Source organism: Enterococcus sp. AZ120, assembly GCF_050546165.1.
Taxonomy (GTDB): domain Bacteria; phylum Bacillota; class Bacilli; order Lactobacillales; family Enterococcaceae; genus Enterococcus; species Enterococcus faecalis.
In genome coordinates this window covers 2026210-2051886 of record NZ_CP172950.1, presented here as the reverse complement: position 1 = coordinate 2051886, position 25677 = coordinate 2026210, and the positions used below count along the sequence as shown (strand labels likewise).

The following is a 25677-nucleotide window of genomic DNA, read 5'->3' as shown; positions in this document are numbered from 1 at the left end:
AGTATGACAACAACGACAAAATTTCCAAAAGGATTTTTATGGGGCGGTGCGACCGCAGCCAATCAATTAGAAGGGGCTTACTTAGCCGATGGTAAAGGGTTATCTGTGGCAGATGCGATGCCGGGAGGAAAACAACGTTTCGCTATTTTAGGAGATGAAGCGTTTGATTGGACGATTGACGAAACGAAATATCGCTACCCTAATCATACAGGAATTGATCACTATGATCGCTTTAAAGAGGACATTGCGTTGTTTGCTAAAATGGGCTTCAAATGTTATCGATTTTCAATTGCGTGGTCGCGTATTTTTCCACAAGGAGATGAAACACAACCGAATGAAGCCGGCTTGAAATTTTATGATGCGGTTATCGATGAATGTTTAAGCTATAACATTGAACCAGTAATTACGATTTCTCATTATGAAATGCCACTGCATTTAGCGAAAGAATACGGCGGGTGGAAAAATCGCCAATTAGTTGACTTTTATGAACGTTTTGCGGAAACTGTTTTAACACGTTACCACCAAAAAGTTAACTATTGGATGACATTCAATGAAATTAATTCAGCGTTCCATTTCCCAGCACTTAGTCAAGGATTGGTGAAAAGCAATGGAGCCAATGATTATCAAAACATTTTCCAAGCATGGCATAATCAATTTGTTGCAAGTAGTAAAGCTGTAAAAATTGGCCATGAATTAAATCCAGAATTACAAATTGGATGTATGATTATTTATGCAACAACGTATGGCATTGATTCGAATCCAGTCAATCAAGTTGCTACAATGATTGAAAACCAAGAGTTTAATTATTATTGTACAGATGTTCAAGTTCGTGGTGAATATCCAGCATACGCAGAACGCATGTATCAAAAATATGCTGTGAAAGACTTAGTTATTGAAGAAGGAGATTTAGAATTATTAAAAGAATACCCAGTGGATTACATTGGCTTTAGTTATTATATGTCGACTGCTGTCGATGTTACTGGTACTACCAACGATACAGCAAATGGGAATCTTTTAGGCGGCGTTAAAAATCCCTTCTTAGAAGCAAGTGAATGGGGTTGGCAAATTGATCCCGAAGGGTTACGAATTGCCCTAAATGAATTATATAATCGTTATCAAAAACCTTTATTTATTGTGGAAAACGGCTTAGGTGCAATTGATAAAGTAGACGAAAATTTCTATGTGGAAGACGACTATCGGATTGATTATTTACGTCGTCATATTGAAGCAATGGCAGAAGCAGTTGCAGACGGCGTCGATTTAATGGGCTATACGCCGTGGGGCTGTATCGATTTAGTCAGTGCTTCCACAGGTGAAATGAGTAAACGGTATGGGTTTATTTACGTTGATTTAGACGATGAAGGAAATGGTACTAAAAACCGTTATGAAAAAAAATCGTTTAATTGGTACAAACAAGTTATTGAAACTAATGGACAAAACTTAGACTAGTTATTGTAATTAAACAAAACAAGATAAGCGTAGTAGGTTGTTGCTTCTGTTCCCGCCGTTTATTAATTTTTAAGCTTGGGCCAAAAATCCAAAGTGATTTTTGGCCCAAGCTCTTTTTTGTCAATTTTTCAAAATAGTGCACAATACGTTATAATAGAAACAACTGAGAGGAGCGTTTCTAATGATTAAGCAATTACAACATCCATTTTTTGTTATTATGGGTCCGAGTGGTTCTGGCAAGACCGCAATTACAAGTAAGGTTTTTCCGAAAAACTATAAAGTTATCTCGCATACTACGAGGAAAAAGCGATTGGATGAAGTGGATGGCGTGGATTACTATTTTGAAACAAAAGCAAGTTTTCAAGCCTTGATTGAAACCAATCAGTTAGTGGAGTATGATTTTTACCATGGAAACTATTACGGTGTCGGTGTAGCTGCCATCGTTGAAACAACGAAAGAGCATCCAGCCTATAATGCGTTAACTTTTCCAGGCTTTCAAGCGGTCTTTGAGCGTTTCGGCAAGTCCGTCATTCCAGTTTTTTTTGACGTTTCAAAAGAAAATATTTATCAACGTTTAAAACAACGAGAATCTGATCCTAAAATTATTGAAGAACGTTTAAACCTTTATGATCAAGAAATTCTTATCAAAAACCAATTGGAACAATATCCTAATTATCAACGAATAGATGCCAATGGACCTATAAAAGAGGTCGCTGGCTTGTTACAAGAATGCATCAAACACTATTATTAATCAAGCAACTGGTGAGACAGAATCTAACATCAATTTTGTCTTGCTAGGTGCTTGATTTTTTTTGTAAAAAACTTGCATTCTGAATAGAGAGTGCTATAATGACATGGTGTCATATGACAATGTGTCATAAAAGGGAGGAACACAAATATGCCTACGAATACGTTTTTTCATTTGCCAGAAGAAAAGCAACAACGCTTATTAGATGCTGCGCAAATTGAATTTTCGCGCCATTCTTTACAAGAAGCGTCAATTGCAAATATTGTTAAATTAGCGGAAATTCCTCGCGGTAGCTTTTATCAATATTTTGAGAACAAAGAAGATTTGTATTTTTATTACTTTGCGACATTAAGAAAAAATAGTGAACGAGATTTAGAGAAACAAATTATTGCGGAAGATGGCGATTTAATCGAAGCCATGGATGTCTATTTCTCCAAAATGATTGTCGAAGTGCTAACTGGAGAGAATGCTTCTTTCTATCGGAATTTATTTGTCAACATGGACTATCGTGCTTCACGTCGGGTGACAGATAATTTAGCGACTGGTGAAGAGGAAAAAAATAGGAAACAGCACTGTCATAAGCATAGAGGAAGAAAAGGCCATGCTGCCTATGCAGAACATCTTTATCAAATAATCGATCGTTCGAAATTAACCATTGAAACGCCAAAAGAATTCACATGGTTCATGCAGACGGCGATGCATGCCGTTTTCTCAACAATTGTTGACGGGTATCGTCAACAAAGAGAAAATCCCGCCTATGATTCAACTGAAGCAGTCAAACAATTAAAAATGAAATTAAATTGGTTGAAAAATGGCGCTTATAAGTAGCAAAAAGGAGGAGAAGTTAGTTGATTAAACTAGTCAAACGGATGTCGTTATGGTCGGTCTTTGCAGCGGTTTTATTTATGATCGTGCAAATTATCGCAGATTTATATCTGCCCACATTAACATCTAATATCATTAATGACGGTGTCGCTAAAGGAGATATTAACTATATTTGGAGTACAGGAGTTGTCATGTTAGGCTTTTCTTTGATTAGCATTGTCGCTTCTATTGGAAATACCTTTTTTGCCACCAAAGAATCACAAAGTTTAGGTAAAAAATTACGGACTGATATTTATCGAAAAGTTGAAAATTTTTCTAATAATGAATTTGACAAATTTGGGACAGCTTCGCTAATTACACGAACAACCAATGATGTCAATCAGATTCAAATGGTTATGCAAATGTTTTTACGTTTAATGATTAACGCACCTTTAACGTTAATTGGTGCAAGTTTTATGGCGTATAACAAGGACCCACAATTAACGAAAATTTTTCTATATGTTTTACCAATTATGGCTGTTTTAGTGGGAGGTATCATGTTTTTAGCGGTTCCGTTATTTAAGAGCATGCAAAAGAAAACCGACCGTTTAAATTTAGTTTTTCGTGAAGGACTGACAGGGGTTCGTGTGATTCGGGCCTTTGGCAAAGCAAACTATGAAGAACAACGTTTTGATGAAGCCAATAAGGATTATACACAAACGGCGATTAAAGTGAATACGATTGTCGCTTTGATGATTCCTTTAATGACACTCATTATGAGTGGTACCAATATTGCAATCACCTGGTTTGGCGGTCATTATATTGCGGAAATGCAACTAGAAGTAGGGAACTTAATCGCCTTTATGACTTATGCCATGCAAATTCTGATGAGTTTCATGATGCTATCCATGATTTTTGTCATGGTACCGCGGGCGCAAGCTTCTGCTGATCGGATTAATGAGGTGCTAAATACTGATTCAGAAATCAAAGATGTACCCAATCCAGAACTACTCTCTCTAAAAGGCGACAAAGCAACATTGGCGTTTGAACATGTTAATTATCGTTACCAGCATGCTGAAAACTTAGCACTGGAAGATATAGATTTTTCAGCAAAATCTGGGGAGACGGTCGCAATTATTGGTGGGACAGGTTCTGGGAAAACAACGCTGGTTAATCTTTTACCACGTTTTTATGATGTTGAATCTGGCAAGATTTTGCTAAATGGTAAAAACATTAAAGATACGTCACAGCATAATTTACGAGAAATGATTGGCTTTGTACCGCAAAAGGCTGTTTTATTTACAGGAACGATTCGTGAAAATATGCAATACGGCGCCCCAAATGCGACCGATGAAGAAATTTGGCAAGCCTTAGAAATCGCGCAGGCGAAGGCGTTTGTTTCAGAATTGGCAGAAGGTTTGGATAGTCATGTCGAACAAGGCGGCGGTAATTTCTCTGGCGGACAACGCCAGCGGTTGGCTATTGCTCGTGCTTTAGTAAAACCAGCAGATGTCTATGTTTTTGATGATTCCTTTTCTGCATTGGATTTCAAAACAGATGCTAATTTAAGAAAAGCCTTAAAAGAGCAGATGACGGATGCAATTGTCGTTTTAGTAGCCCAACGTGTAAGTACGGTTATGGAAGCATCGACAATTTTAGTATTAGACGAAGGGAAATTAGTTGGTAAAGGAACGCATGAAGAGTTATTAGCGAATAACCAAACGTATCAAGAAATTGTACATTCTCAATTGAGAGAGGAGGACCTTGCATGAGTAGTCGACCAAAAGGCGGACCAATGGGCGGTGGACCAGGACGCAACATTGGCGCAAAAGGGCCAAAACCAAAAAATTTCTGGAAAACAGTGAAACGTTTATTTCGGTACATGTCTAAACGAATGCTGTCAATTATTGCAGTCTTAGTATTAGCAATCGCAGCCGTCGTTTTCCAAATTCAAACACCAAAAGTATTAGGACAGGCAACAACTGAAATTTTTAAAGGCGTCATGAAAGGCGCTGCTGAAATGAAACAAGGCTTAAAAATAACATCTTTTCCAATTGATTTTGACAAAATCGGTCAAATTTTATTAATTGTTATTGCCATGTACCTTATTTCTGCTGTCTTTAATTTCTTGCAGCAAGTAATTATGACACGTGTTTCACAGCGAACAGTTTATGAATTACGTCAAGAATTAGAAGCGAAAATGAACAAAGTTCCAATTTCCTATTATGATACTCATAGTAACGGGGACATCATGTCGCGGGCAATTAACGACATGGATAATATTGCGAGTACTTTACAACAAAACTTAACCCAATTAATTACCAGTATCGTGACATTTGTGGGTGTACTTTGGATGATGCTGACCATTAGCTGGCAGTTAACACTAATTGCCTTAGCAACAGTGCCATTAAGTTTAATTGTTGTGATGGTTGTGGCGCCTCGCTCGCAAAAACATTTTGCGGCTCAACAAAAAAGCTTAGGATTATTGAATAACCAAGTCGAAGAAACCTACGGTGGTCACGTAGTAGTAAAAAGTTTCAACCACGAAGAAAGTGATCAAGAAGTATTTGAAAAAGAAAATGAAAAATTATATCATGCTGGTCGCAAAGCACAATTTATTTCAGCGATCATTATGCCTTTAATGAACTTTATCAAAAATCTAGGCTATGTGTTTGTTGCAGTCCTTGGTGGCGTAAAAGTAGCGAATGGTATGATGGATTTAGGGGATGTCCAAGCATTTCTTCAATATACCAATCAATTTTCACAACCGATTACTCAAATCGCTAATTTAATGAATACAATCCAAGCTACGGTGGCTTCGGCAGAACGTGTCTTTGAAGTATTAGATGAAGAAGAAATGGTGGATGAACCTTCTGGCGTACCAGTGGAAACAGATAGTCCTTATCGTGTTTCTTTTGAACATGTTGCTTTTGGCTATTCACCAGAGAAATTATTAATGAAAGATTTCAATTTAAATGTTAAACCTGGGGAAATGGTCGCAATCGTGGGCCCAACAGGTGCTGGGAAAACAACCCTAATTAACTTATTGGAACGCTTCTATGATATTAGTAGCGGCAGCATCAAATATGATGGCGTTGATACGCGCGATTTATCTCGCGAAGAGTTGCGAGCACACTTTTCAATGGTTCTTCAAGATACTTGGTTGTTCACTGGAAGTATCTATGACAATATTCATTATGGTAATGAGCAAGCGAGCGAAGAAGAAGTGATCCGTGCGGCGAAAGCAGCCCATGTGGATGATTTTGTCAGAAAATTACCAGAAGGCTATCAAACGATTCTAAATGAAGAAGCCAGCAATATTTCTCAAGGTCAACGACAATTAATTACAATTGCTCGAGCATTCTTAGCAAATCCAGACGTTTTAATTTTGGATGAAGCCACCTCAAGTGTGGACACTCGAACAGAAATACTGATTCAAGCAGCAATGAATCGTTTATTGGAAAATCGGACCAGCTTTGTAGTTGCTCATCGCTTGTCAACTATCCGTGATGCCGATACGATTATCGTTATGGCAGAAGGTTCAATTGTAGAAACAGGAACCCACGATGAATTAATGGCGAAAAACGGTTTTTATGCTGACTTATATAACAGTCAGTTTTCAGAAGAAGTAGCCTAAAAGGCGAAGCAAAAAAATAGTAATTCATAATGAGGCTTCAGGAACCATAGTCGTAAAGACTGGTTCCTAAAGCCTTATTTTTTTGACAAAAAGTTAGCGAAATTGAAAAATTTCTATTTTCTTTTGAGAAAAACAGGATATTACTTGATGAAATAGCAAGAGATGTATAAAATGGGAGAGAAGAAAATGGAGGTAACAGAAAAAATGACTGAATTTCAATTAGAAAAAGCTGCGACATTAAAAACAATTGCCATTCGTGCGAAAAAAGTTGGTGAAATGGTCGACTTTTATAAAAAAGTAATGGGTTTTGTTTTAAAGTCAGAAGAAAATAACCTGTCTATCTGGGGTACACGTGAAGCAGGAACGCAATTATTAATTTTAGAAGAAACTAGAAAAGCCGAAGATTTTCATAATGAAGAAAAGCAAATGGCTTATTTTTCAATTAAAGTTCCTACGGAAAAAGAATTTTTACAAATTGCTCAACGAGTGCTTGAGCAAGACTACCCAATTGATGAAAGTTTCCAAATTGGCACACGTCAAAGCATGTTCATTACTGATCTTGAAGGCAATCAATTTGAGATTTTCCACGATGAAGCAACAGCAAATTCGACTTCTGAAAAGCAACCAATTGTGCTTAAAGATCTTATCAGTGAGGACTTAGAGCCACATCAAGGGTTAGCCGCTGGCTCATATTTAGCGCATGTGCAATTAAAAACAAACAATCAAAAAGAAATAAAAGCATACTATGAGGAAGTTCTGGGTTTAAAACGCAATGAAAAAGATCAATTTGTTTTAGAAGATGGCAAAGCAACTATTGGATTCCAAAAACCTGAAACAAGTGAAGTGGATCAATTACCTGATCCACACTTAGGTTTAGATTTCTTTACCATTAAGCTCTCTGATCAAGACCATATTTTAGCAATAGAGCAACAATTAACGGCAAAAAATCAAGAGTTCTTTATTGACCAGAAAAAAGCAATTGTCACTGTGTTTGATCCAATTGGCTTGGAATGGTGGTTTGTCTTAAAATAAACGCTTAGACAGACAAAATAAGCTTGTTTTAGCAAGTCTGGAATAAAGTCGGAATAAAAGTTTAACGCTACTTTTGTTCGGAACTTATTCTAGACTTTTCCTTTAATATTAAAAATAGAAGGTGAAAAAATGTACGAAAAAACAAAGTGGAAAATTCAAAAAATGATGAAAAAAGGTGTTTTTTCGGGCGCTAGTTTTTGTTTCATTGAAGGTGAAAAAGAGGAGAGCAATTGTTGGGGACTCGCACAAATAAAACCCACCAAAGAACAATTAACCTCGGCCATGCTGTTTGATGTGGCTTCTTTAACCAAAGTAGTCGGCACCACCACCGTTATTTTGCAATTAGTGGAAGAAGGAAAAATTATTCTAGATCAATCATTACAAACTTATTATCCCTCTTTTCAAGATTCTAATATTACAATCCGGCATTTGTTGACACATACGGCAGATTTACAAGGCTATATTCCTAATCGTGATCAGCTGAATGCCCAAGAATTAAAAGACGCCTACAATCATTCATTTCACGCAGGCAAAGCAATAGGTAAAAAAGTCGTCTATACAGATGCAGGGACTATTTTATTAGGCTTTATGTTAGAAGAAATGTTCCAACAATCAATGATAGAAATTTTATCTGAGCGAGTATTGCTTCCTTTAGGGATGAACGAAAGTACGTTTCTACCAAAGAATCCTTTAAACTGTGTGCCAACAGAATTACATGAACAAAGAGGGTTGATTCGAGGTGCAACCCATGATCCTAAGGCATTCGTTTTACGGGAACATGCAGGGAATGCTGGCTTGTTTAGCAATGTCTATGATTTAACAAAATTTGTTCGAATGTATTTAAATCGAGGCAGTTATCACAATCACCAATTCTTGAAAAAAGAGACAATTGATTTGTTACTAGTTAACCAAGTGCCAGCTGCAGATAAACCACGTTCTCTAGGCTGGGATTTTAAATATGATGTAGCTACGCAACGGCCATTATTATTCCATACAGGCTATACAGGCACTTTTTTGCTAATTGATGTGCAACGACAATCAGCGTTTATCTTTTTATCTAATCGAGTCCATCCAGAGGACCACCGGAACACTTATATCGAAGAAAGAGATCAGTTGTTGGCAACCTATTTAAAAGAGAAATCATCAGTTTCAGATGAAATGACTAGTTTTTAGTGATATAATGAGAGCGAATTCAATTTGGGAGGTCACAGTCAATGCAAGAACCATTATTTTTACAACCTGTTTTTCAAGAAAAAATTTGGGGCGGCAATCGTCTACACACGCTATTTGGTTTCGATTTACCGAGCGATAAAATTGGTGAAGATTGGGCAATCAGTGCACATCCACATGGCGTTAGTACTGTTTTAAATGGCGAATTTAAAGGAAAAAAATTAGATGAATTGTGGGCAGACCATCAAGAGTTATTCGGCCATGCAGGTGGCGCTGTCTTTCCATTATTAACGAAAATTTTAGATGCTGAAGATGATTTATCCGTGCAAGTTCATCCTGATGATGCATATGGCCAAAAACATGAAGGCGAGCTAGGCAAAACTGAATGTTGGTACATTATTGATGCAGAACCTGGCGCTGAAATCATTTATGGACATCACGCGAAAACAAAAGAAGAACTTGCAGAAATGATTGAAGAAGGTCGTTGGGACGATCTTTTAAGAAAAGTACCAGTGAAAAAAGGCGATTTTTATTATGTACCAAGCGGCACTATTCATGCCATCGGCTCGGGTATTTTAATTTTAGAAACGCAACAAAGCAGTGATACTACGTATCGGGTTTATGATTATGATCGAACAGATGATCAAGGAAAGACCCGGGAATTGCATATTCAACAATCCATTGATGTGACAACCGTTCCGGCAAAGGATCCTGACCTCTCTATTCAACAAGAAAATCAAGGACAATCAAGCATTGTTACTTATGTAAAAACAGATTTCTTTAATGTTTATGAGTGGCGTGTCAGTGGGATTCTAAAAGTTAAAAAACAAGCACCTTATACATTAGCAACAGTTATTGAAGGTGTGGGTCGATTGATTACAGAAGATGCTACAAAAGCAGATGTGGCTACTTTTGATTTGAAAAAAGGCGATAGCTTTATCTTTCCAACAGATATTCCGAGCTGGCGTTTTGAAGGTGATTTAACGATTATAGCTTCAGAACCTGGCAGTCGCTAAAAAAATGAGGAGATCATCAACAGATGATTTCCTCATTTTTTGGCATTAAAACAGTTTATTTTGTTATAAAGGAACGTTTAGGTAAGGCAGCGATAACAGCTGTGACGATGATGACCGATAGCAGACGATCCCCGTAATCTGTTATCAATTGAACCAACAGGACGCTTGCTAGCTGATTTAAGCCTAAACCATATAAAAATTGGACAATTATGCTGGAGCCAGCAGAAGTAATTCCACCAAATAAACAAACTGTGATTAAGGAAGAAATCACTGTTCCTGGTATCGTTAACCACAACGTTTTAAATGGTAATTTGGTTACTTTTAACTGCTGATGAAGGAGCAAACCTGCTAAAATTCCTGTGCAGAGTTGGACAGGTGAATAATACAGAGAAAAGATATCCGTTGTCAATCCAGTTAGTAGACTTGTTAAAATACCTGTCAGTGCGCCAAAGAGTGGGCCTAATAACGCACCTGTAAAAATAGTTCCCACGCTATCAAGATAGATTGGTAAGCGAAGGAGCAACGCAACGGTACTGCCAAGGTAATTTAAAGCAACACTAAAAGCGATAATTGTAATGATTCGTGGTGTTATTTTTTTCATGGTTATCCCATCCTTAAATTTTTGAAATCTCTTTCGATCTCATCTATTTGTACATTTAAAAGAATGGATAGAAACTTCACGAAAAACTGTTGACTATCAACCGTAGTCAAGACATGACAATTAGCTGGTTGCTGCTGGAAATGATACTGATCGATCATTGATTGCCCCATAGCAATGCCGTCAGGAACAATTTGTCCGTAACTGGAAAAGCCTTGGCAGAGCGCAGGATCAATAAAATAAGCAACCGCTAAGGGATCGTTGATAACACACCCTAAAATACGTTCATATTTCCAATGAAAATCAAAATAAAATTGAGTAATCTCAGCGAGGTAATTCCCCATTTTGGGGTTGAGTCGTTGACAATAATTGAGAATTGTTGGTGTAAAAACAATTTCTCGTGTGACATCTAAGCCGACCATTTCGATTTTTGCACCTAATTTCTCAAAAACCCAAGCTGCTGCATCAGGATCACACCAATAATTAAATTCTGCAACAGGAGAGCAATTGCCGTGGCTTTTAAAGGTACCACCCATTGAGACAAAACGTTGAAGATTTCGCCCCAGAAGAGGTTCTTTTTTTAAAGCCAAAGCAATATTTGTTAAAGGACCAAGGGCAATGATTGAGCAATCGGTAGCTTGTTGAAAGGTTTGTGCTAAATAGTCAGCAGCGGAAAGTGCTTGTGCTTGGATTTTGCTAGTTCTGGGGAAATATGTTTCACCTAAACCATCCATGCCATGTGTATCTTGTGCACTAACAAATGGCCGTTTTAAAGGGCTAGCAGCCCCTTGGTAGACAGGAATATCTAAGCGATTAACTTTTTCCAAACATTTAAAAACATTTTCCACGCCAATCTCCACAGGGACATTTCCACAAACAACGGTAATCGCTTGGACATCTAGCTCTGGTGAAGCAAGTGCATACAAGAGTGCAAGCGTGTCATCGATTCCGGGATCACAATCAATAATTACTTTTTGCATTTTTTCCAATCCTCCTTTTTCGTTAACTGCAAATGATAACTCTTGTTAAAAAAGCTATGACTTGAGTTAGTATTGAGAGATACTTAGTTTTTTATTCTGGGAAGTTTCCGAACCAGTCCGAGAAATTCTCGATTTTAAATGCACCTCTTTATCTTACTATATTTTGTAAAGATGTAAATAGTTGTCGGAGAAATGAAAAAGAATCTAGTCCTATATGTAGGAACTAGATTCTTCTTTTATTTATAAAGCGTTTCAGGAATAGCGATCGGTTCACCATATTTTTTCTCTAAAGCGGTCCGAATTAACCGAATCCCTAGATTTTTGTTGCGTGCTAAGATTGGACCGTGGAAGTAGGAGCCAAACACATTTTTATAGACAACGCCTTCGCCATTATCTTGACCGTTATTGCCTTTGCCTTGTTTGACTGTTCCTAAAGGTCGTTCACCTTCGCCTAAAAAAGTCATGCCATTATGATTTTCAAAACCATAATACGTTTCATCAAATTCTTCATTATAAATTTCGATATCACCAATGAAACGATTGTTGTCTTGGCTCAAAGTGTAATGATCTAACGCACCGATTCCTTTAATTTTTTCGCCTTGTGCGCCGACATAGTAATGTCCTAGAAGTTGATAACCACCACAGATAGCTAACAAGACGCCGTCATTTTCAATATAAGAAGTCAAAGCTTCTTTTTTATTCTGAATGTCTTCTGAGATGATCAGTTGCTCAAAGTCTTGACCGCCACCAACAAAGACTAAATCATATTTTTCGGGATCAAACGGTTCGTAGATACTGATAATTTCTGATCGGAAGGTAACGCCCATTTTTTCGGTTAAATATTTAAGCATCAATAAATTTCCGTTATCTCCGTAAGTATTTAATAAGTTGCCATATAAATGACAAACGACTAATTCTTTAGACACCATTCATTCCCCCTTGAATATACCCTTGGGCTGTTAATGATTTTCTTAATTGCAAAACAGCAGTATAGGTTGCCAAAATATAGACATGATCTGTCGGCAACGTTTTAATTTCTGAAATTACTTGCTCCAAATCAGGAATTTCTAGTAATTTTTCTTCAGGAATACCCGCAACTTTTAAACGCAAGGCCATATCTTCATGGCGATCACCGCCAGCAATTACTTTTGGAATGTCCATATCAGCAAAGGCTTCATGATTACCATCCCAAATCCAACTGACATCAATTCCATCTGCATAATTGGCATTTAATAATGAAACCAGCGAGAAAGAGTAAGGGGCTAAGCCCATCATATCAATGACCTGATTTAAACCAACGGGATTTTTTACTAAAACTAACGTACATTCTTTATCGCCAACTTTAATAGTTTCTTGACGCCCAAAAACTTTTTCATCATAAGCTAAGCCTGCTCGGATTTTATCTGGTGCCACCTGATAATATTCTGCTACCGCTGTGGCTGCTAGCGCATTATAAACATTATACATCCCGCCAACAGCAATGCCATATTCTTCGCCATCAATCACAAAATCAGCAGATGTGTTATCCATCCGGACCATTTCCGTTAACTGTACATCCAATTCAGGGCGTTTGAAGCCACAATTTGGGCAATAGTAATCACCTAAATTAGCATACGTAATCATTTTATAATGAAGAATATGATTACATTTTGGACATAAAACCCCATCTGTATTGTAATGAGCCAATTGCTCTTTCGGTGGTAAATGATTAAATCCATAGTATTTGCGAGGATTTACAGTTTCTTTTGAATTAAAAATTGGCGAATCACCATTGCACAAAATAGTTGCTTCAGGAGCAGCAGCGGCGCCTTCCATAATTAAGCGATAGGTCGTATAAATTTCACCATAGCGATCCATTTGGTCGCGGAAAATATTCGTAAAAACAAATAATTTTGGTTGAATATATTTAGTGACACGGCTTAAACTTGCTTCATCAATTTCTAACACCGCAAATTTCTTTTGTCCTTTTTTCGCCTTGGCATTTAAAAAAGTAGAGACAATTCCTTGCTCCATGTTAGCACCCGTTGGATTTGTTAATACCTCATCAAATTCTTGGCGTAAAATGTTAACAGTTAAAGCAGTTGTCAATGTTTTACCGTTCGTTCCAGTGACTACGACAATTTCATAGTCTTTTGCCAATGTATCTAAAATTTTAGGATCGATTTTTAGGGCTAATTTCCCTGGGTAGCTACTGCCGCCTTTAAAAAATGTTTGTAAAACCCATTGCGAAGTTTTTCCTGCAGCAATTGCTAAATGACTTCGAATCCCCATTTGTTGTCCCCCAATTTCTATATCTTTAATTTTTCGTTATTTTAAATTAAACTCAATCTATCATACCATAACTAAAATAAAAAATTAATTCCTTTTACTTTTTCTTACTATTATTTAAAAAGTCTTTTAGAAAAAGTAGAATAGTGAAGGAAAAAAGAGAATAGACGACTTGTCTTAACAACAAATCGTCCATCGATTTCCATTTTTATTTCGCATCAATATAACTGTATAGCGTATATTTAGAAATATTGAAGAAGTTAGAAACTTTGTCTCCAGATTTAGTGACTAAGAAGGCGCCTTTATTGTTTAAAAATTGAATACACTTGATTTTATCGTCCTTCGTCATTAATGGGACCGGCTTGCCAACTAATTTGACTGATTCATGAATTAAATCGTCTAACAACTCATTAACATCCTGAGGAATGTAATCAGGGTCTTTATCTTCTTCAGGTTCTGCAGTGGAAATCAAAGATTTTAAGTTCGACTCTGCAGCAATCAATGTAGTGATGTCGTAGTTAATAGCAAAAATACCATCGAGTTGACCATTCTCATCTTTAAAATACATTGTACTAGATTTTAAAATACGACCATCATGGGTGCGGGTCAGATAGTTAATATGATCATTCAACTCACTAGGGTCTTTTTTTAAGGCTTCTAAGACTACTTGAGAAGGTCCATCGCCCAGATGACGAGAAGAGACATGACCATTTTCGATGGAAACAATAGAATTGTTAATATTGTCTTCATTGATTTGGTGGATAACGACTTCGCAGTTTTCCCCAAATTGACCAGCTAAACCTTTAGCAATTTGTGTTAAAAAAGTAAGTTTTTCGTCGGATAACATAAATAAGCTCCTTTCTAATGTGCCTGGCACAAACAGTTTTTATAAGATTGTGTCAAATTTAACATAATATTTTTAAATGGAATAGGCAGGGCTAAATCCTTTAATGTCGCGTACTACCTGTTCTGAAAAATAATGATAGCATGATAAAAATAATAATACAAGATAACGGCTGTCAAAATTCTAAAAAATATTTTTTAGGTAGCATTGTTTTTTTTAAGGTAAGGTGATATACTTTAATCAAGTTAATGAGTTCGTTAGTAAAAAAATGCAAGCGCTTCAAATGCTTTTCGTAGGAAATATAGATTAGAAAAGCTAGACAAGCTATATTCGTGAATGATTGAGCGATTGATTTGTAAGCGTTTGCTACATGTGGGGAATAGGTTGGAAAATAGGAGGAGAATACATGTTATTAATTGGAAATGGGCGTTTAATCACTCGGGATGCGCAGAATCATTTTTTTGAAAATGGGTGTGTGGCGATTGATGGTCAAGTTGTGAAACAAGTCGGAACGACAGAAGAATTAAAACAAGCTTATCCAGAAGCGACATTTATTGATGCTAAAGGTGGAGTGATTATGCCAGGCTTTATTAACATGCACAATCATATTTATAGTACCTTTGCACGTGGGTTAAGTTTAACGAATTATCATCCTAAAAATTTCATGGATATTTTGGTAGATCAATGGTGGCGAATTGATCGTGCCTTGACATTAGAAGACACTTATCAAAGTGGTAAGGTTGCTTATTTAGATAGTATTCGCAACGGCGTTACAACTGTCTTTGATCATCATGCTAGTTACGGAGAAATTACAGGGAGTTTAACCCAATTATCTAATGCAGCGGACGAGTTAGGGATTCGAACCTGCCTTTGTTATGAAGTTTCTGATCGCGATGGTGAGCAGAAAATGCGGGAAGCAGTTCAAGAAAATGCCGCCTTTATTAAAGCCAGTTCCTTAAGAAATGATGATATGCAAAAAGCGATGATGGGGATGCATGCAGCATTTACTTTATCAGATGCTTCTTTAGAATTATGTGCAGCCAATACGCCAGATGGGATTGGTTATCATATTCATATTGCAGAGGATTTAGCCGATGTTCATGATTCTTTGAAAAAATATGGGAAGCCGATTGTGAACCGATTATTTGATTTAGGAATTTTAGGAAAACAGACAATGGCAGGCCATTGCATCCATATTGGACCTCATGAGATGGAATTACTAAGAGATACAGACACAATGGTGGTCACGAATCCAGAGTCGAATATGGGGAATGCGGTCGGCTGCCCGCCTGCGATGCGCATGTTTAATGAGTATGGTATTTTGATGGGTCTTGGCACAGATGGTTATACGAATGATGTGACGGAATCTTATAAGGTAGGAAATGTTATCCACAAACATCATTTAGCTGATCCAAATGCGGGTTGGGCAGAAATTCCCACAATGCTGTTTGATAATAATCCGCAAATGGCTAATCGCTATTTTAAAACAAAGCTAGGCGTTTTAGAACCTGATGCAGCAGCAGACGTCATTATTGTTGATTATCATGGCCCGACACCAATGACAAAAGAGAATTATAACATGCACATTTTATTCGGCATGAATGGTGGGATGGTTACTGACACGGTGATTAATGGAGAAATTCGGATGCGTAATCGTGAAGTTCAAGGAATTGATGAAGAGAAAGTTTGGCATGATGCGCAAACGCAAGCACAATCTTTCTGGAAACGAGTAAATCAATAGCTTTCATTATAAATAAAAGGAGTGACGTTAATGAGTGATATTATGCATCCCATCTCAATTGAGGCTTTATTAAATTGGATTTTTAGTGAGTATCAACAAGATGGCACAATTTTTGGCATTCGTAAATTTTATCATGCGGATCCTACAAAAACGATTCCGTTATTTGGAGAAAAAATGGAAACCCCTTGTGGTCCAGCAGCAGGTCCTCATACACAATTAGCACAAAATATTATTGCGGCCTATTTAACAGGTTCTCGTTTTTTTGAAGTTAAGACAGTCCAGATACTGGATGGAGAAGATTTACCAGTGAGTAAACCATGTATCGCAGCAGCGGATGAATGTTACAACGTTGAGTGGTCCACAGAATTGCGCGTCCCCCAAGCTTATGATGAATACGTCAAAGCATGGTTCGTTTTGAAGTTACTGAGTAAAGAGTTGGAGCTAGGTGACCCGAATGGTTTCATTTTTAATATGAGTGTTGGCTATGATTTGGCAGGGATTCAATCACCAAAAATTGATCGTTATATTAACGAAATGCAGAACGTAGAAGGAACGCCGATTTGGGCGGAATGCCAAGCAGCTGCCAAAAAATATCTATCTTATTTTAAAAAAGTAGATGACTTATATATCGAAGCAATTAGTCCTAAAGTCTGTCATTCTATTACGCTGTCGACTTTACACGGCTGTCCATCAGATGAAATTGAACGAATTGCGGCCTATTTATTAAGTGAAAAAGGGCTCCATTCCTTTATTAAATGTAATCCAACCATGTTAGGTTATGAATATGCGCGTCAAACGATGGATGAGCTAGGGTTTGATTATATGGTTTTTGACGATCACCATTTTAAAGAAGATTTACAATTTGAAGAAGCAGTACCGATGTTACAACGTCTGCAATTATTAGCTAATAGTAAAAATCTAAGCTTCGGAGTTAAAATTACGAACACTTTCCCGGTAACGATTGCAGCAAATGAATTACCTGGTGATGAAATGTACATGTCAGGACGTTCGCTATTTCCTCTTAGTATTTCATTGGCACAAAAATTATCAGAAGCATTTGATGGGAAACTACAAATTTCTTATTCTGGCGGTGCAGATATTTTCAATAGTAAAGAAATATTTGATGCTGGGATTTGGCCAATCACTATGGCAACGACGCTATTGAAACCTGGTGGCTATCAACGAATGAATCAAGTTGCTAATGTATTAAGCGCAGCAGAATATCCTCAGATGGTTCATGTCAACTTGGATAAATTAGCCCAAGTTGTTGAGAAAGCTAAAACACAAGCGCGTTACCAAAAATCAATTAAATTACCAGAAAATACCAAACTAAGAAAAACAGTTCCGTTAACAGATTGTTATATTGCTCCTTGTCGAAGTGACGGTGGTTGTCCAATCAATCAGGATATTCCTGCTTACCTTCGTTATGTCAGTGAAGGCAATTATTTAAAGGCCTTGAAAGTAATTGTCGATAAAAATCCATTGCCTTTTATTACTGGAACCATTTGTGCACATCCTTGTATGACTAAATGTACACGTCAATTTTATGAAGAATCTATTCATATTCGGGAAGTGAAGTTAGAAGCAGCTGAACATGCTTATGATGAATTATTGACGACACTAGAAAAGCCACAGCCAAAAGAAAATGCACCTAAAACAGCTGTTGTGGGTGGAGGTCCTGCAGGGATCTCTGCTGGGTATTTATTAGCACGTGAAGGCATGCCTGTTACTGTGTTTGAAAAATCCAAGACAATTGGGGGCGTTTGTAGCCAGATTGTACCAGAATTTCGAATTTCTATGGAATCTGTTCAAAAAGACGTTCAGTTAGCGGAATTTATGGGAGCTGAATTCCTTACAGGACAAGAGGCGCCATCATTGGCGGAATTGAAAAACCAAGGCTATACGAATGTTATTTATGCCATTGGTGCATGGAAACATGGGGTCCTTCGTTTAGAATCTGGTCGGGCATTGAACTCGTTAGAATTTTTAAAAGCAAACCGAGAAAATCCAACGATTAATCCTTACGGAGAACAGATTGTCGTCGTTGGTGGCGGAAATACAGCTATGGACTGTGCTCGTGCAGCCACAACATTACCTGGTGTTAAAAAAGTCTCAGTGGTTTATCGTCGGAATAAACGCAATATGCCAGCAGATGAAGAAGAACTTTATTTAGCCTTAGAAGATGGCGTTGACTTTTTAGAATTACTTTCGCCAATTAAACATGAAAATCAACAATTAACTTGTGAAAAAATGGTCCTAGGTGAACGAGATGCTTCTGGACGCCGTCGTCCGATTGGTACAGGAGAAATGATTGATATTCCTGCTGATACAGTGATTGCCGCTGTTGGTGAAAAAGTAGATACAGAGTTTTACCAAGCATTAGGCATTCACACGGACAACTATGGGAAAGTCGTTTCAAATCAAGAAACATTGGAAACAAATATACCAGGCGTCTATGTCATTGGTGACGCTAATTTAGGACCAGCCACAATTGTTGAAGCAATCGCTGATGCAACCAAAGCGGCCAATAATATTTGTCTTGTCCACAATCATCACTATGAAAAAGATAATTTAAATAGTGATGTCGCATTTGTTAGAAACAAACGGGGTATCCTTGTGACAGACGAGATGTCTTGTAGTCAAGCTAGTCGTTGCTTAGAATGCTCCACAATTTGTGAATCTTGTATGGATGTCTGTCCAAACCGAGCAAATATTGTTGTGTATGTCGAAGGAAAACCACAAATTGTCCATGTTGATCGGATGTGTAACGAATGTGGTAACTGTGAAACATTTTGCCCTTATGCAAGTGCCCCTTACAAAGACAAATTTACCTTATTTAACAGTGAAGCTGATTTTTATGACAGTACTAATTCAGGTTTCTATGTTCAAAATCCTGTGGATAAAATTTGTTTACTGCGTCTATGGGGAACGGTGTCAACAATTCAATTAACAGATCAAGGATTAGATGTACCAGAAGATTTAATTGCATTAATGGTAACTATGATTGAAGAATATGCTTATTGTATGCAAGCATAAAAGGAAATTTACGACTGGGGGATAAATAAATGTCTATTCTGCTCAAAGGTGGAACCGTCGTATCTGCATATAATCGTCGTCAATTGGATATTCGAATTGACGGCGAGCAAATTGTAGAGATGGGGGCAAATTTACCAGTAGAAAATTCTCAGATTGAGGATGTTACGGGGTGTTATGTATTACCAGGCTTTATTGATGCGCATACGCATCTGGAATTAAATAATGGCAAAGGTTCGTTAAGTACGGCGGATAACTTTACCACTGGAAGCCAAGCGGCGGTGGCCAAAGGTACGACTACGGTTATTGATATGGCTACACCTAATAAAGGCGGCTCATTGAAAGACTGTTTAGCTACTTGGAATCAATTGGCTGAAGGCAAGAGTTCATGTGATTATACTTACCATATGTCCATGATTGAATGGAAACCAACGATAGCTGCTGAAATTCAGGAAATGATTGCTGCAGGTATTACTTCCTTCAAAATGTATATGGCTTATGATAATTTGCGGACCACAGATGCGGAAATTTTTGAAGCGATGAAGGAAATAAAAAAAGTTAATGGAATGTTAGGCGTTCATTGTGAAAATGGTGATTTAGTAGATGAATTAATCCAATCATATGTTTCTCAAGGAAAGCTAACCCCGCACTATCATCCGTTATCAAGACCGGCGGCTGTTGAAGCAGAAGCGGTAGCAAGATATTTGATGATAGCGGAAATGGCTGATTTGCCGGTTAATATTGTGCATTTAAGCACAAAACGATCATTAGAAGCGGTGGAACGGGCTCGTCAAAGAGGACAATCAGTCTATGTAGAAACTTGCCCTCAATATCTTTTACTAGATGATCACTTGTATGATGCGCCTAATTTTGAAGCAGCAAAATATGTCTGCTCACCGCCACTACGCAAACGAGAGGATCAACGGGCTTTGTGGCAAGGGATTAAAGAGGGGGCAATCAATACAATATCGACAGATCACTGCAGTTTTAATTTTTACGGACAAAAAACAGTTGGCAAAGATGATTTTAGTAAAATTCCCAATGGGATGCCAGGTGTTGAAACGAGACCAGAATTAATTTACACGGAAGGTGTGGCGAAGGGCCGAATCACCTTGGAAAAAATGGTTGCTCTGCTTTCTGAAAATATTGCTAAACAATTCTCGATGTATCCACAAAAAGGTGTGGTGCAAGAAGGCAGTGATGCCGATTTAGTTGTTTGGGATCCCAGAACAACCGGCGTGATTGCTGCGAGAACGCAGTTACAAAATGTCGATTATACGCCGTATGAAGGATTTGAAACACAAGGACAGGCTCGAATGGTTTATTTAAGAGGTCAAAAAGTTGCTGAAGCTGGGCAAGTCATCTTGGCAAATCAAGGAAAATTTGTTTTTCGTAAAGCAACTTAAAAATAGAAGGAGGAGAAGTATTTTTGGAAAAAATTAAATGGACAGCAAATGAAATGCCGAAGACGGAGGATAAGTACTTACCTCTGATGTCTAAAGAAAAAATTGAGAAAGCTTTGGCTTTTCACAAAAGTTTTCCACAGTATTCAGAAACACCATTAGCAGAATTGAATCATATGGCCGCGTATCTGGGGTTAAATGATTTCTTTGTTAAAGATGAATCTTATCGCTTTGGTTTAAATGCTTTTAAAGTATTAGGTGGTTCGTTTGCCATGGCTAACTATATTGCCGAAAAATTAAAGAAAGATGTTTCGGAACTAACATATGATGAATTAACTTCTGATCAATTACGATCAGCTTTTGGACAAGCTACGTTTTTTACAGCAACTGATGGTAACCATGGACGAGGAGTCGCTTGGGCTGCGAATAAATTAGGCCAAAAATCAGTTGTACTCATGCCGAAGGGTTCAACACAGACGAGAAAAGAAAATATTGAAAAAGAAGGCGCAACCGTCACAATCGAAGAAGTTAATTACGATGAATGTGTGCGAATGGCTAATAAAATGGCCGAAGAAACTGAAAACGGTGTCATGGTTCAAGACACCGCTTGGGACGGATATGAAAAAATTCCGACTTGGATTATGCAAGGATACGGAACGATGGCGTTAGAAGCCTCTCAACAATTAAGAAAATTTGGCTCTGAACGACCTAGTCATGTTTTTGTTCAAGCTGGTGTCGGCAGTTTAGCTGGGGCGGTGATTGGTTATTTTGCTAATGCTTTTCCAGAAAACCCACCGATTATGGTCGTAGTTGAGGCACAGGCGGCTGACTGTTTATATCAATCAGCAATTAAAAAAGACGGAGAAATTCGCTTTGTCGATGGTGATTTACAGACAATTATGGCTGGCCTAGCATGTGGAGAACCTAATACGATTTCTTTTGATATTCTAAAAAATCATACATCCTTCTTTGTTTCAGCACCAGATTGGGTTTCTGAAAAAGGAATGCGTATGTTGGGCGCGCCATTAAAAGGGGATCCGCAAGTTGTATCAGGCGAATCTGGGGCAGTAGCAATGGGCTTAGTAGCTACAGTGATGCAAGATCCCGACTATCAAGAATTACGTGAGGCATTGCAACTGGATGAGACGTCAAACGTTTTAATGTTTTCTACCGAAGGGGACACTGATCCAGACAATTATAAAAAAATTTTATGGAGGTAAAAGGAATGGATTTTAATGCAGTAAATGCAGCAGCAGAAGGTTACAGAGAAGATATGGTCAAATTTTTAAGAGACCTTGTCAAAATTCCAGGAGAAAGTGCAGAAGAAGGCAACAAAATTGCGCGAGCAAAAGCCGAAATGGAAAAATTAGGTTTCGATAAAATTGACATTGATCCTCAAGGAAATTTACTTGGTTATATGGGGTCTGGTGAAAAATTAATTGCTTTTGATGGGCACATGGATACTGTCGGAATTGGTGAAATGAGTAACTGGAAATTTGATCCTTACGATGGCTATGAAACAGAAACTGAGATCGGTGGTCGCGGTACGTCTGACCAAGAGGGCGGGATTGTTTCGGCTATTTATGGCGCTAAAATCATGAAAGATTTAGGTCTATTATCAGAAAAATACACTGCTTTAGTAACAGTTACTGTCCAAGAAGAAGACTGTGACGGCTTATGTTGGCAGTACATTATCAAAGAAGACGGTATCCGTCCAGAATTTGTTGTTTCAACAGAGCCAACAGATGGTGGGATTTATCGTGGTCAACGAGGCCGAATGGAAATTAAAGTTGATGTCAAAGGCGTTTCGTGTCATGGCTCAGCACCAGAACGTGGAGATAATGCCATTTACAAAATGGCGGATATCTTACAAGATGTTCGTGCCTTAAACAACAATGGAGATACAGAAAGCACAGCGATTCGTGGTTTAGTTCGTATGTTAGATCCTAAGTACAATCCAGAGTGGCAAGAAGCCCGTTTCTTAGGACGTGGTACGGTGACTGTTTCGCAAATTTTCCATTCTTCACCAAGTCGGTGTGCTGTTGCGGATGGCTGTACCGTTTCACTAGACCGTCGAATGACTGCTGGAGAAACTTGGGAAAGTTGTTTAGAAGAAATTCGCAATTTACCAGCTGTTAAAAAATATGGAGATGATGTGACGGTTTCAATGTACAACTATGATCGTCCTTCTTATACGGATTTAACTTATGAAATTGAATGTTATTTCCCAACGTGGGTAATTCCAGAAAATCATGATGTAACAAAAGCCTTGATGGAAACGCATAAAAATCTCTATGGAGAAACACGGAAAGGCTCTGTAGAAACAGTGGAAATGCGTGAAGAACGCCCATTGTTAGATAAGTGGACCTTCTCAACAAATGGCGTTTCAATTATGGGACGTAATGGTATTCCTTGTATTGGTTTCGGGCCAGGGGCCGAAGCACAAGCACATGCACCAAATGAAAAAACTTGGAAAGATGATTTGGTTCGTTGTGCAGCCGTTTATGCGGCATTACCAACGGTCTATTGTGGTTAAGTAAAGGATTATTAGACAAGAAAAAAGGAGCAGATGGAATGGAAACGTTTAAAGAATATATTGAGAAATTAGATAAATTAGAATTTGAAAAAATGTACGAAAATGACTTTTTCCTAACTTGGGAAAAAACAAGAGATGAATTAGAAGCTGTTTTCACAGTTGCCGATACATTACGCTATTTAAGAGAAAATAATATTTCAACTAAAATCTTTGATAGTGGCTTGGGGATTTCTTTATTCCGCGACAACTCTACAAGAACACGTTTTAGTTTCGCTTCAGCGTGTAATCTTTTGGGCTTAGAAGTTCAAGATTTAGACGAAGGAAAAAGTCAAATTTCTCACGGAGAAACTGTTCGTGAGACAGCAAACATGATTTCTTTTATGGCTGATATCATTGGTATTCGTGATGACATGTACATTGGTAAAGGCAATGCTTACATGCACGAAGTATCAGAATCTGTCCAAGAAGGATATAAAGATGGGGTATTAGAACAACGCCCAACGTTAGTGAATTTACAATGTGATATTGACCATCCGACGCAAGCAATGGCGGATGCGTTGCATTTAATTCATGAATTTGGTGGTATTGAAAACCTGAAAGGGAAAAAAGTTGCCATGACTTGGGCGTATTCACCATCTTATGGAAAACCATTATCTGTTCCTCAAGGAATTGTTGGTCTAATGACCCGTTTAGGAATGGATGTCGTCTTAGCACATCCAGAAGGTTATGAAATTATGCCAGAAGTAGAAGAAGTTGCGAAGAAAAATGCAGCAGAATTTGGTGGAAACTTTACTAAAACGAATAGTATGGCAGAAGCATTCAAAGATGCGGATGTTGTTTATCCGAAAAGCTGGGCACCTTTTGCAGCAATGGAAAAGCGAACTGAATTATATGGCAATGGTGACCAAGCAGGAATTGATCAATTAGAACAAGAATTACTTTCTCAAAATAAAAAGCACAAAGATTGGGAATGTACAGAAGAATTGATGAAAACAACAAAAGACGGCAAAGCTTTGTATATGCATTGTCTACCAGCTGATATTACTGGCGTTAGTTGTGAAGAAGGTGAAGTGGAAGCTTCTGTTTTCGATCGTTATCGGGTCGAACTTTACAAAGAAGCTAGCTACAAACCGTATGTTATTGCGGCTATGATTTTCTTAAGTAAAGTAAAAAATCCGCAAAAAACCTTAACAGACTTAGCGGATAAAGCGACACCAAGAGAAGTAAAATAATGAATTTGGCATGAAGACAGATGCTTTTTCTTTACACAATGAATCATTAGAAGTTGCCTCTTCAACATGAACAAATAAGACCTTCCCAAGTCTATTCATGAATGTGTGATTGTCTCGAGTCAAGAACGCTTAGTCATGTGCGTTGACTTCATGCAACGACAACAGACAGTTAATACGAAAACTCGTTGTGAAAAAGAAAAAGCATCGTCCTTTTTATAAAACAGAAAATGAGGTGAAGCAATGGGCAAACGCGTCGTAGTAGCTTTAGGTGGCAATGCTTTAGGAAATAATTTGACGGAGCAGATGACTGCCGTAAAACAGACCTCCAAAGCGATTGCAGATTTGATTGAAGCAGGATATGAAGTTATTTTATCTCATGGCAATGGTCCTCAAGTGGGGATGATTCAATTAGCTATGGAAGAATTTTCCTTTAATAATCCACAATATCCAGTTGTTCCGTTATCCATGTGCGTAGCCATGAGTCAAAGTTACATTGGCTATGATTTAGAGAATGCGCTACAAGAAGAGTTGCGTCAGCGAAATATAAGTAAAGCCGTCACCACCATAGTCACTCAAGTGGTCGTGGATGAAAATGATCCGGCGTTCAAAAAACCAACGAAACCAATTGGCCGCTTCATGACAAAAGAAGAAGCAGAACAATTAGTCAAAGAAAAAAATATACAAGTGATGGAAGATGCTGGCCGTGGTTATCGCCAAGTCGTCGCTTCTCCTAAACCAAAAAATATTGTCGAACTTCTCACGATTCAAACATTGGTTGATGCTGGCCAAACAGTCATTGCTGGCGGCGGTGGTGGCATCCCAGTCATTCAAGAAGGGAACCGACTAAAAGGTGTAAATGCAGTCATCGACAAAGATTTTTGTAGTGAACGACTGGCTGAACAAGTAGATGCTGATCTGCTCGTGATTTTAACAGCAGTTGAAAAAGTTTGTATTAATTTTGGTAAAGAAAATCAAGAAGCCTTAGGGAATGTTTCAACAGAAAAAATGAAACAATATGCGCAAGAAGGTCAGTTTGCTCCAGGTTCAATGTTACCAAAAGTTGAAGCAGCGATTAAGTTTGCTGAATCTAAGCCAGGTCGAAAAACATTGATTACGTTATTAGAAAAAGCCAAAGAAGGATTATCTGGAAAAACAGGGACTTTAATTGAAAATAAAGAATCATAGA

General features: G+C 37.9%; 20 protein-coding genes and 1 riboswitch. Of the genes, 15 read left to right on the top strand and 5 right to left on the bottom strand.

Features of this window, described 5'->3' with window-relative positions:
* Positions 1–3: 3 nt before the first annotated feature.
* The 8 genes from IGJ46_RS09790 (at position 4) to manA (ending at position 9856) form a co-directional block, all read left to right on the top strand.
* Positions 4–1449, top strand: a complete 1446-nt coding sequence (locus IGJ46_RS09790) for a glycoside hydrolase family 1 protein (protein WP_010821044.1) — start codon at positions 4–6, stop codon at positions 1447–1449.
* A 181-nt stretch (positions 1450–1630) separates the two neighbouring features.
* Positions 1631–2200 (top strand): guanylate kinase, encoded by a 570-nt coding sequence (locus IGJ46_RS09785; RefSeq protein WP_016627202.1) that lies wholly within the window; start codon positions 1631–1633, stop codon positions 2198–2200.
* 147 nt (positions 2201–2347) lie between these two features.
* Positions 2348–3025: a TetR/AcrR family transcriptional regulator gene (locus IGJ46_RS09780; RefSeq protein ID WP_016627201.1), complete on the top strand. Its 678-nt coding sequence runs from the start codon at positions 2348–2350 to the stop codon at positions 3023–3025.
* 20 nt (positions 3026–3045) lie between these two features.
* Entirely contained in the window at positions 3046–4773 is a 1728-nt protein-coding gene (locus IGJ46_RS09775; protein ID WP_002356575.1) for an ABC transporter ATP-binding protein, read from the top strand.
* Positions 4770–6638 carry an ABC transporter ATP-binding protein gene (locus IGJ46_RS09770; RefSeq protein ID WP_002362258.1) on the top strand — a complete coding sequence of 623 codons (1869 nt, stop codon included), beginning with the start codon at positions 4770–4772 and terminating at the stop codon, positions 6636–6638. The genes IGJ46_RS09775 and IGJ46_RS09770 overlap by 4 nt, the downstream gene beginning before the upstream one ends.
* A 162-nt stretch (positions 6639–6800) precedes the next feature.
* On the top strand, positions 6801–7670 hold the full coding sequence (locus IGJ46_RS09765) for a VOC family protein (RefSeq protein ID WP_002356578.1): 870 nt from the start codon (positions 6801–6803) through the stop codon (positions 7668–7670).
* 129 nt (positions 7671–7799) lie between these two features.
* Positions 7800–8843 carry a serine hydrolase domain-containing protein gene (locus tag IGJ46_RS09760; RefSeq protein WP_002404058.1) on the top strand — a complete coding sequence of 348 codons (1044 nt, stop codon included), beginning with the start codon at positions 7800–7802 and terminating at the stop codon, positions 8841–8843.
* A gap of 41 nt (positions 8844–8884) precedes the next feature.
* The gene (gene manA, locus IGJ46_RS09755; protein ID WP_002359619.1) at positions 8885–9856 is read left to right on the top strand and encodes a mannose-6-phosphate isomerase, class I; all 972 of its coding nucleotides are present in this window, start codon (positions 8885–8887) and stop codon (positions 9854–9856) included.
* A 55-nt stretch (positions 9857–9911) separates the two neighbouring features.
* Here manA and IGJ46_RS09750 read toward each other — a convergent pair whose 3' ends face one another.
* The 5 genes from IGJ46_RS09750 to IGJ46_RS09730 form a co-directional block, all read right to left on the bottom strand.
* A complete protein-coding gene (locus tag IGJ46_RS09750; RefSeq protein ID WP_002362580.1) occupies positions 9912–10457 on the bottom strand; it encodes an ECF transporter S component in 546 nt (181 codons plus the stop codon).
* A 2-nt stretch (positions 10458–10459) separates the two neighbouring features.
* Complete coding sequence (locus tag IGJ46_RS09745) at positions 10460–11434, bottom strand: nucleoside hydrolase (RefSeq protein WP_010777863.1); 975 nt, start codon at positions 11432–11434, stop codon at positions 10460–10462.
* 77 nt (positions 11435–11511) lie between these two features.
* A riboswitch (PreQ1 riboswitch) is annotated at positions 11512–11556 on the bottom strand.
* A gap of 114 nt (positions 11557–11670) precedes the next feature.
* A complete protein-coding gene (locus IGJ46_RS09740) occupies positions 11671–12363 on the bottom strand; it encodes a type 1 glutamine amidotransferase (protein WP_002356583.1) in 693 nt (230 codons plus the stop codon).
* Positions 12353–13705 (bottom strand): Mur ligase family protein, encoded by a 1353-nt coding sequence (locus IGJ46_RS09735; RefSeq protein WP_002362254.1) that lies wholly within the window; start codon positions 13703–13705, stop codon positions 12353–12355. The genes IGJ46_RS09740 and IGJ46_RS09735 overlap by 11 nt, the downstream gene beginning before the upstream one ends.
* 205 nt (positions 13706–13910) lie before the next feature.
* The gene (locus IGJ46_RS09730; RefSeq protein ID WP_002381503.1) at positions 13911–14549 is read right to left on the bottom strand and encodes a helix-turn-helix transcriptional regulator; all 639 of its coding nucleotides are present in this window, start codon (positions 14547–14549) and stop codon (positions 13911–13913) included.
* A gap of 403 nt (positions 14550–14952) precedes the next feature.
* On the opposite strand from IGJ46_RS09730, the gene ssnA reads away from it, so the two are divergent.
* The 7 genes from ssnA (at position 14953) to arcC (ending at position 25676) form a co-directional block, all read left to right on the top strand.
* The gene (ssnA, locus tag IGJ46_RS09725) at positions 14953–16287 is read left to right on the top strand and encodes a putative aminohydrolase SsnA (RefSeq protein WP_142956546.1); all 1335 of its coding nucleotides are present in this window, start codon (positions 14953–14955) and stop codon (positions 16285–16287) included.
* Between the two features lie 30 nt (positions 16288–16317).
* A complete protein-coding gene (gene ygfK, locus IGJ46_RS09720; RefSeq protein ID WP_218391224.1) occupies positions 16318–19323 on the top strand; it encodes a putative selenate reductase subunit YgfK in 3006 nt (1001 codons plus the stop codon).
* Positions 19324–19352: 29 nt separating this feature from the next.
* Entirely contained in the window at positions 19353–20726 is a 1374-nt protein-coding gene (gene hydA / locus IGJ46_RS09715; protein WP_002387141.1) for a dihydropyrimidinase, read from the top strand.
* Positions 20727–20749: 23 nt separating this feature from the next.
* Entirely contained in the window at positions 20750–21943 is a 1194-nt protein-coding gene (gene dpaL / locus IGJ46_RS09710; protein WP_002356589.1) for a diaminopropionate ammonia-lyase, read from the top strand.
* The gene (locus IGJ46_RS09705; protein ID WP_002362247.1) at positions 21934–23259 is read left to right on the top strand and encodes a YgeY family selenium metabolism-linked hydrolase; all 1326 of its coding nucleotides are present in this window, start codon (positions 21934–21936) and stop codon (positions 23257–23259) included. The genes dpaL and IGJ46_RS09705 overlap by 10 nt, the downstream gene beginning before the upstream one ends.
* A gap of 38 nt (positions 23260–23297) precedes the next feature.
* Positions 23298–24491, top strand: coding sequence for a knotted carbamoyltransferase YgeW (gene ygeW / locus IGJ46_RS09700; protein WP_002359643.1), 1194 nt, complete (start codon positions 23298–23300; stop codon positions 24489–24491).
* A gap of 240 nt (positions 24492–24731) precedes the next feature.
* Positions 24732–25676 carry a carbamate kinase gene (arcC, locus tag IGJ46_RS09695; RefSeq protein ID WP_002362589.1) on the top strand — a complete coding sequence of 315 codons (945 nt, stop codon included), beginning with the start codon at positions 24732–24734 and terminating at the stop codon, positions 25674–25676.
* Position 25677 lies beyond the last annotated feature (1 nt).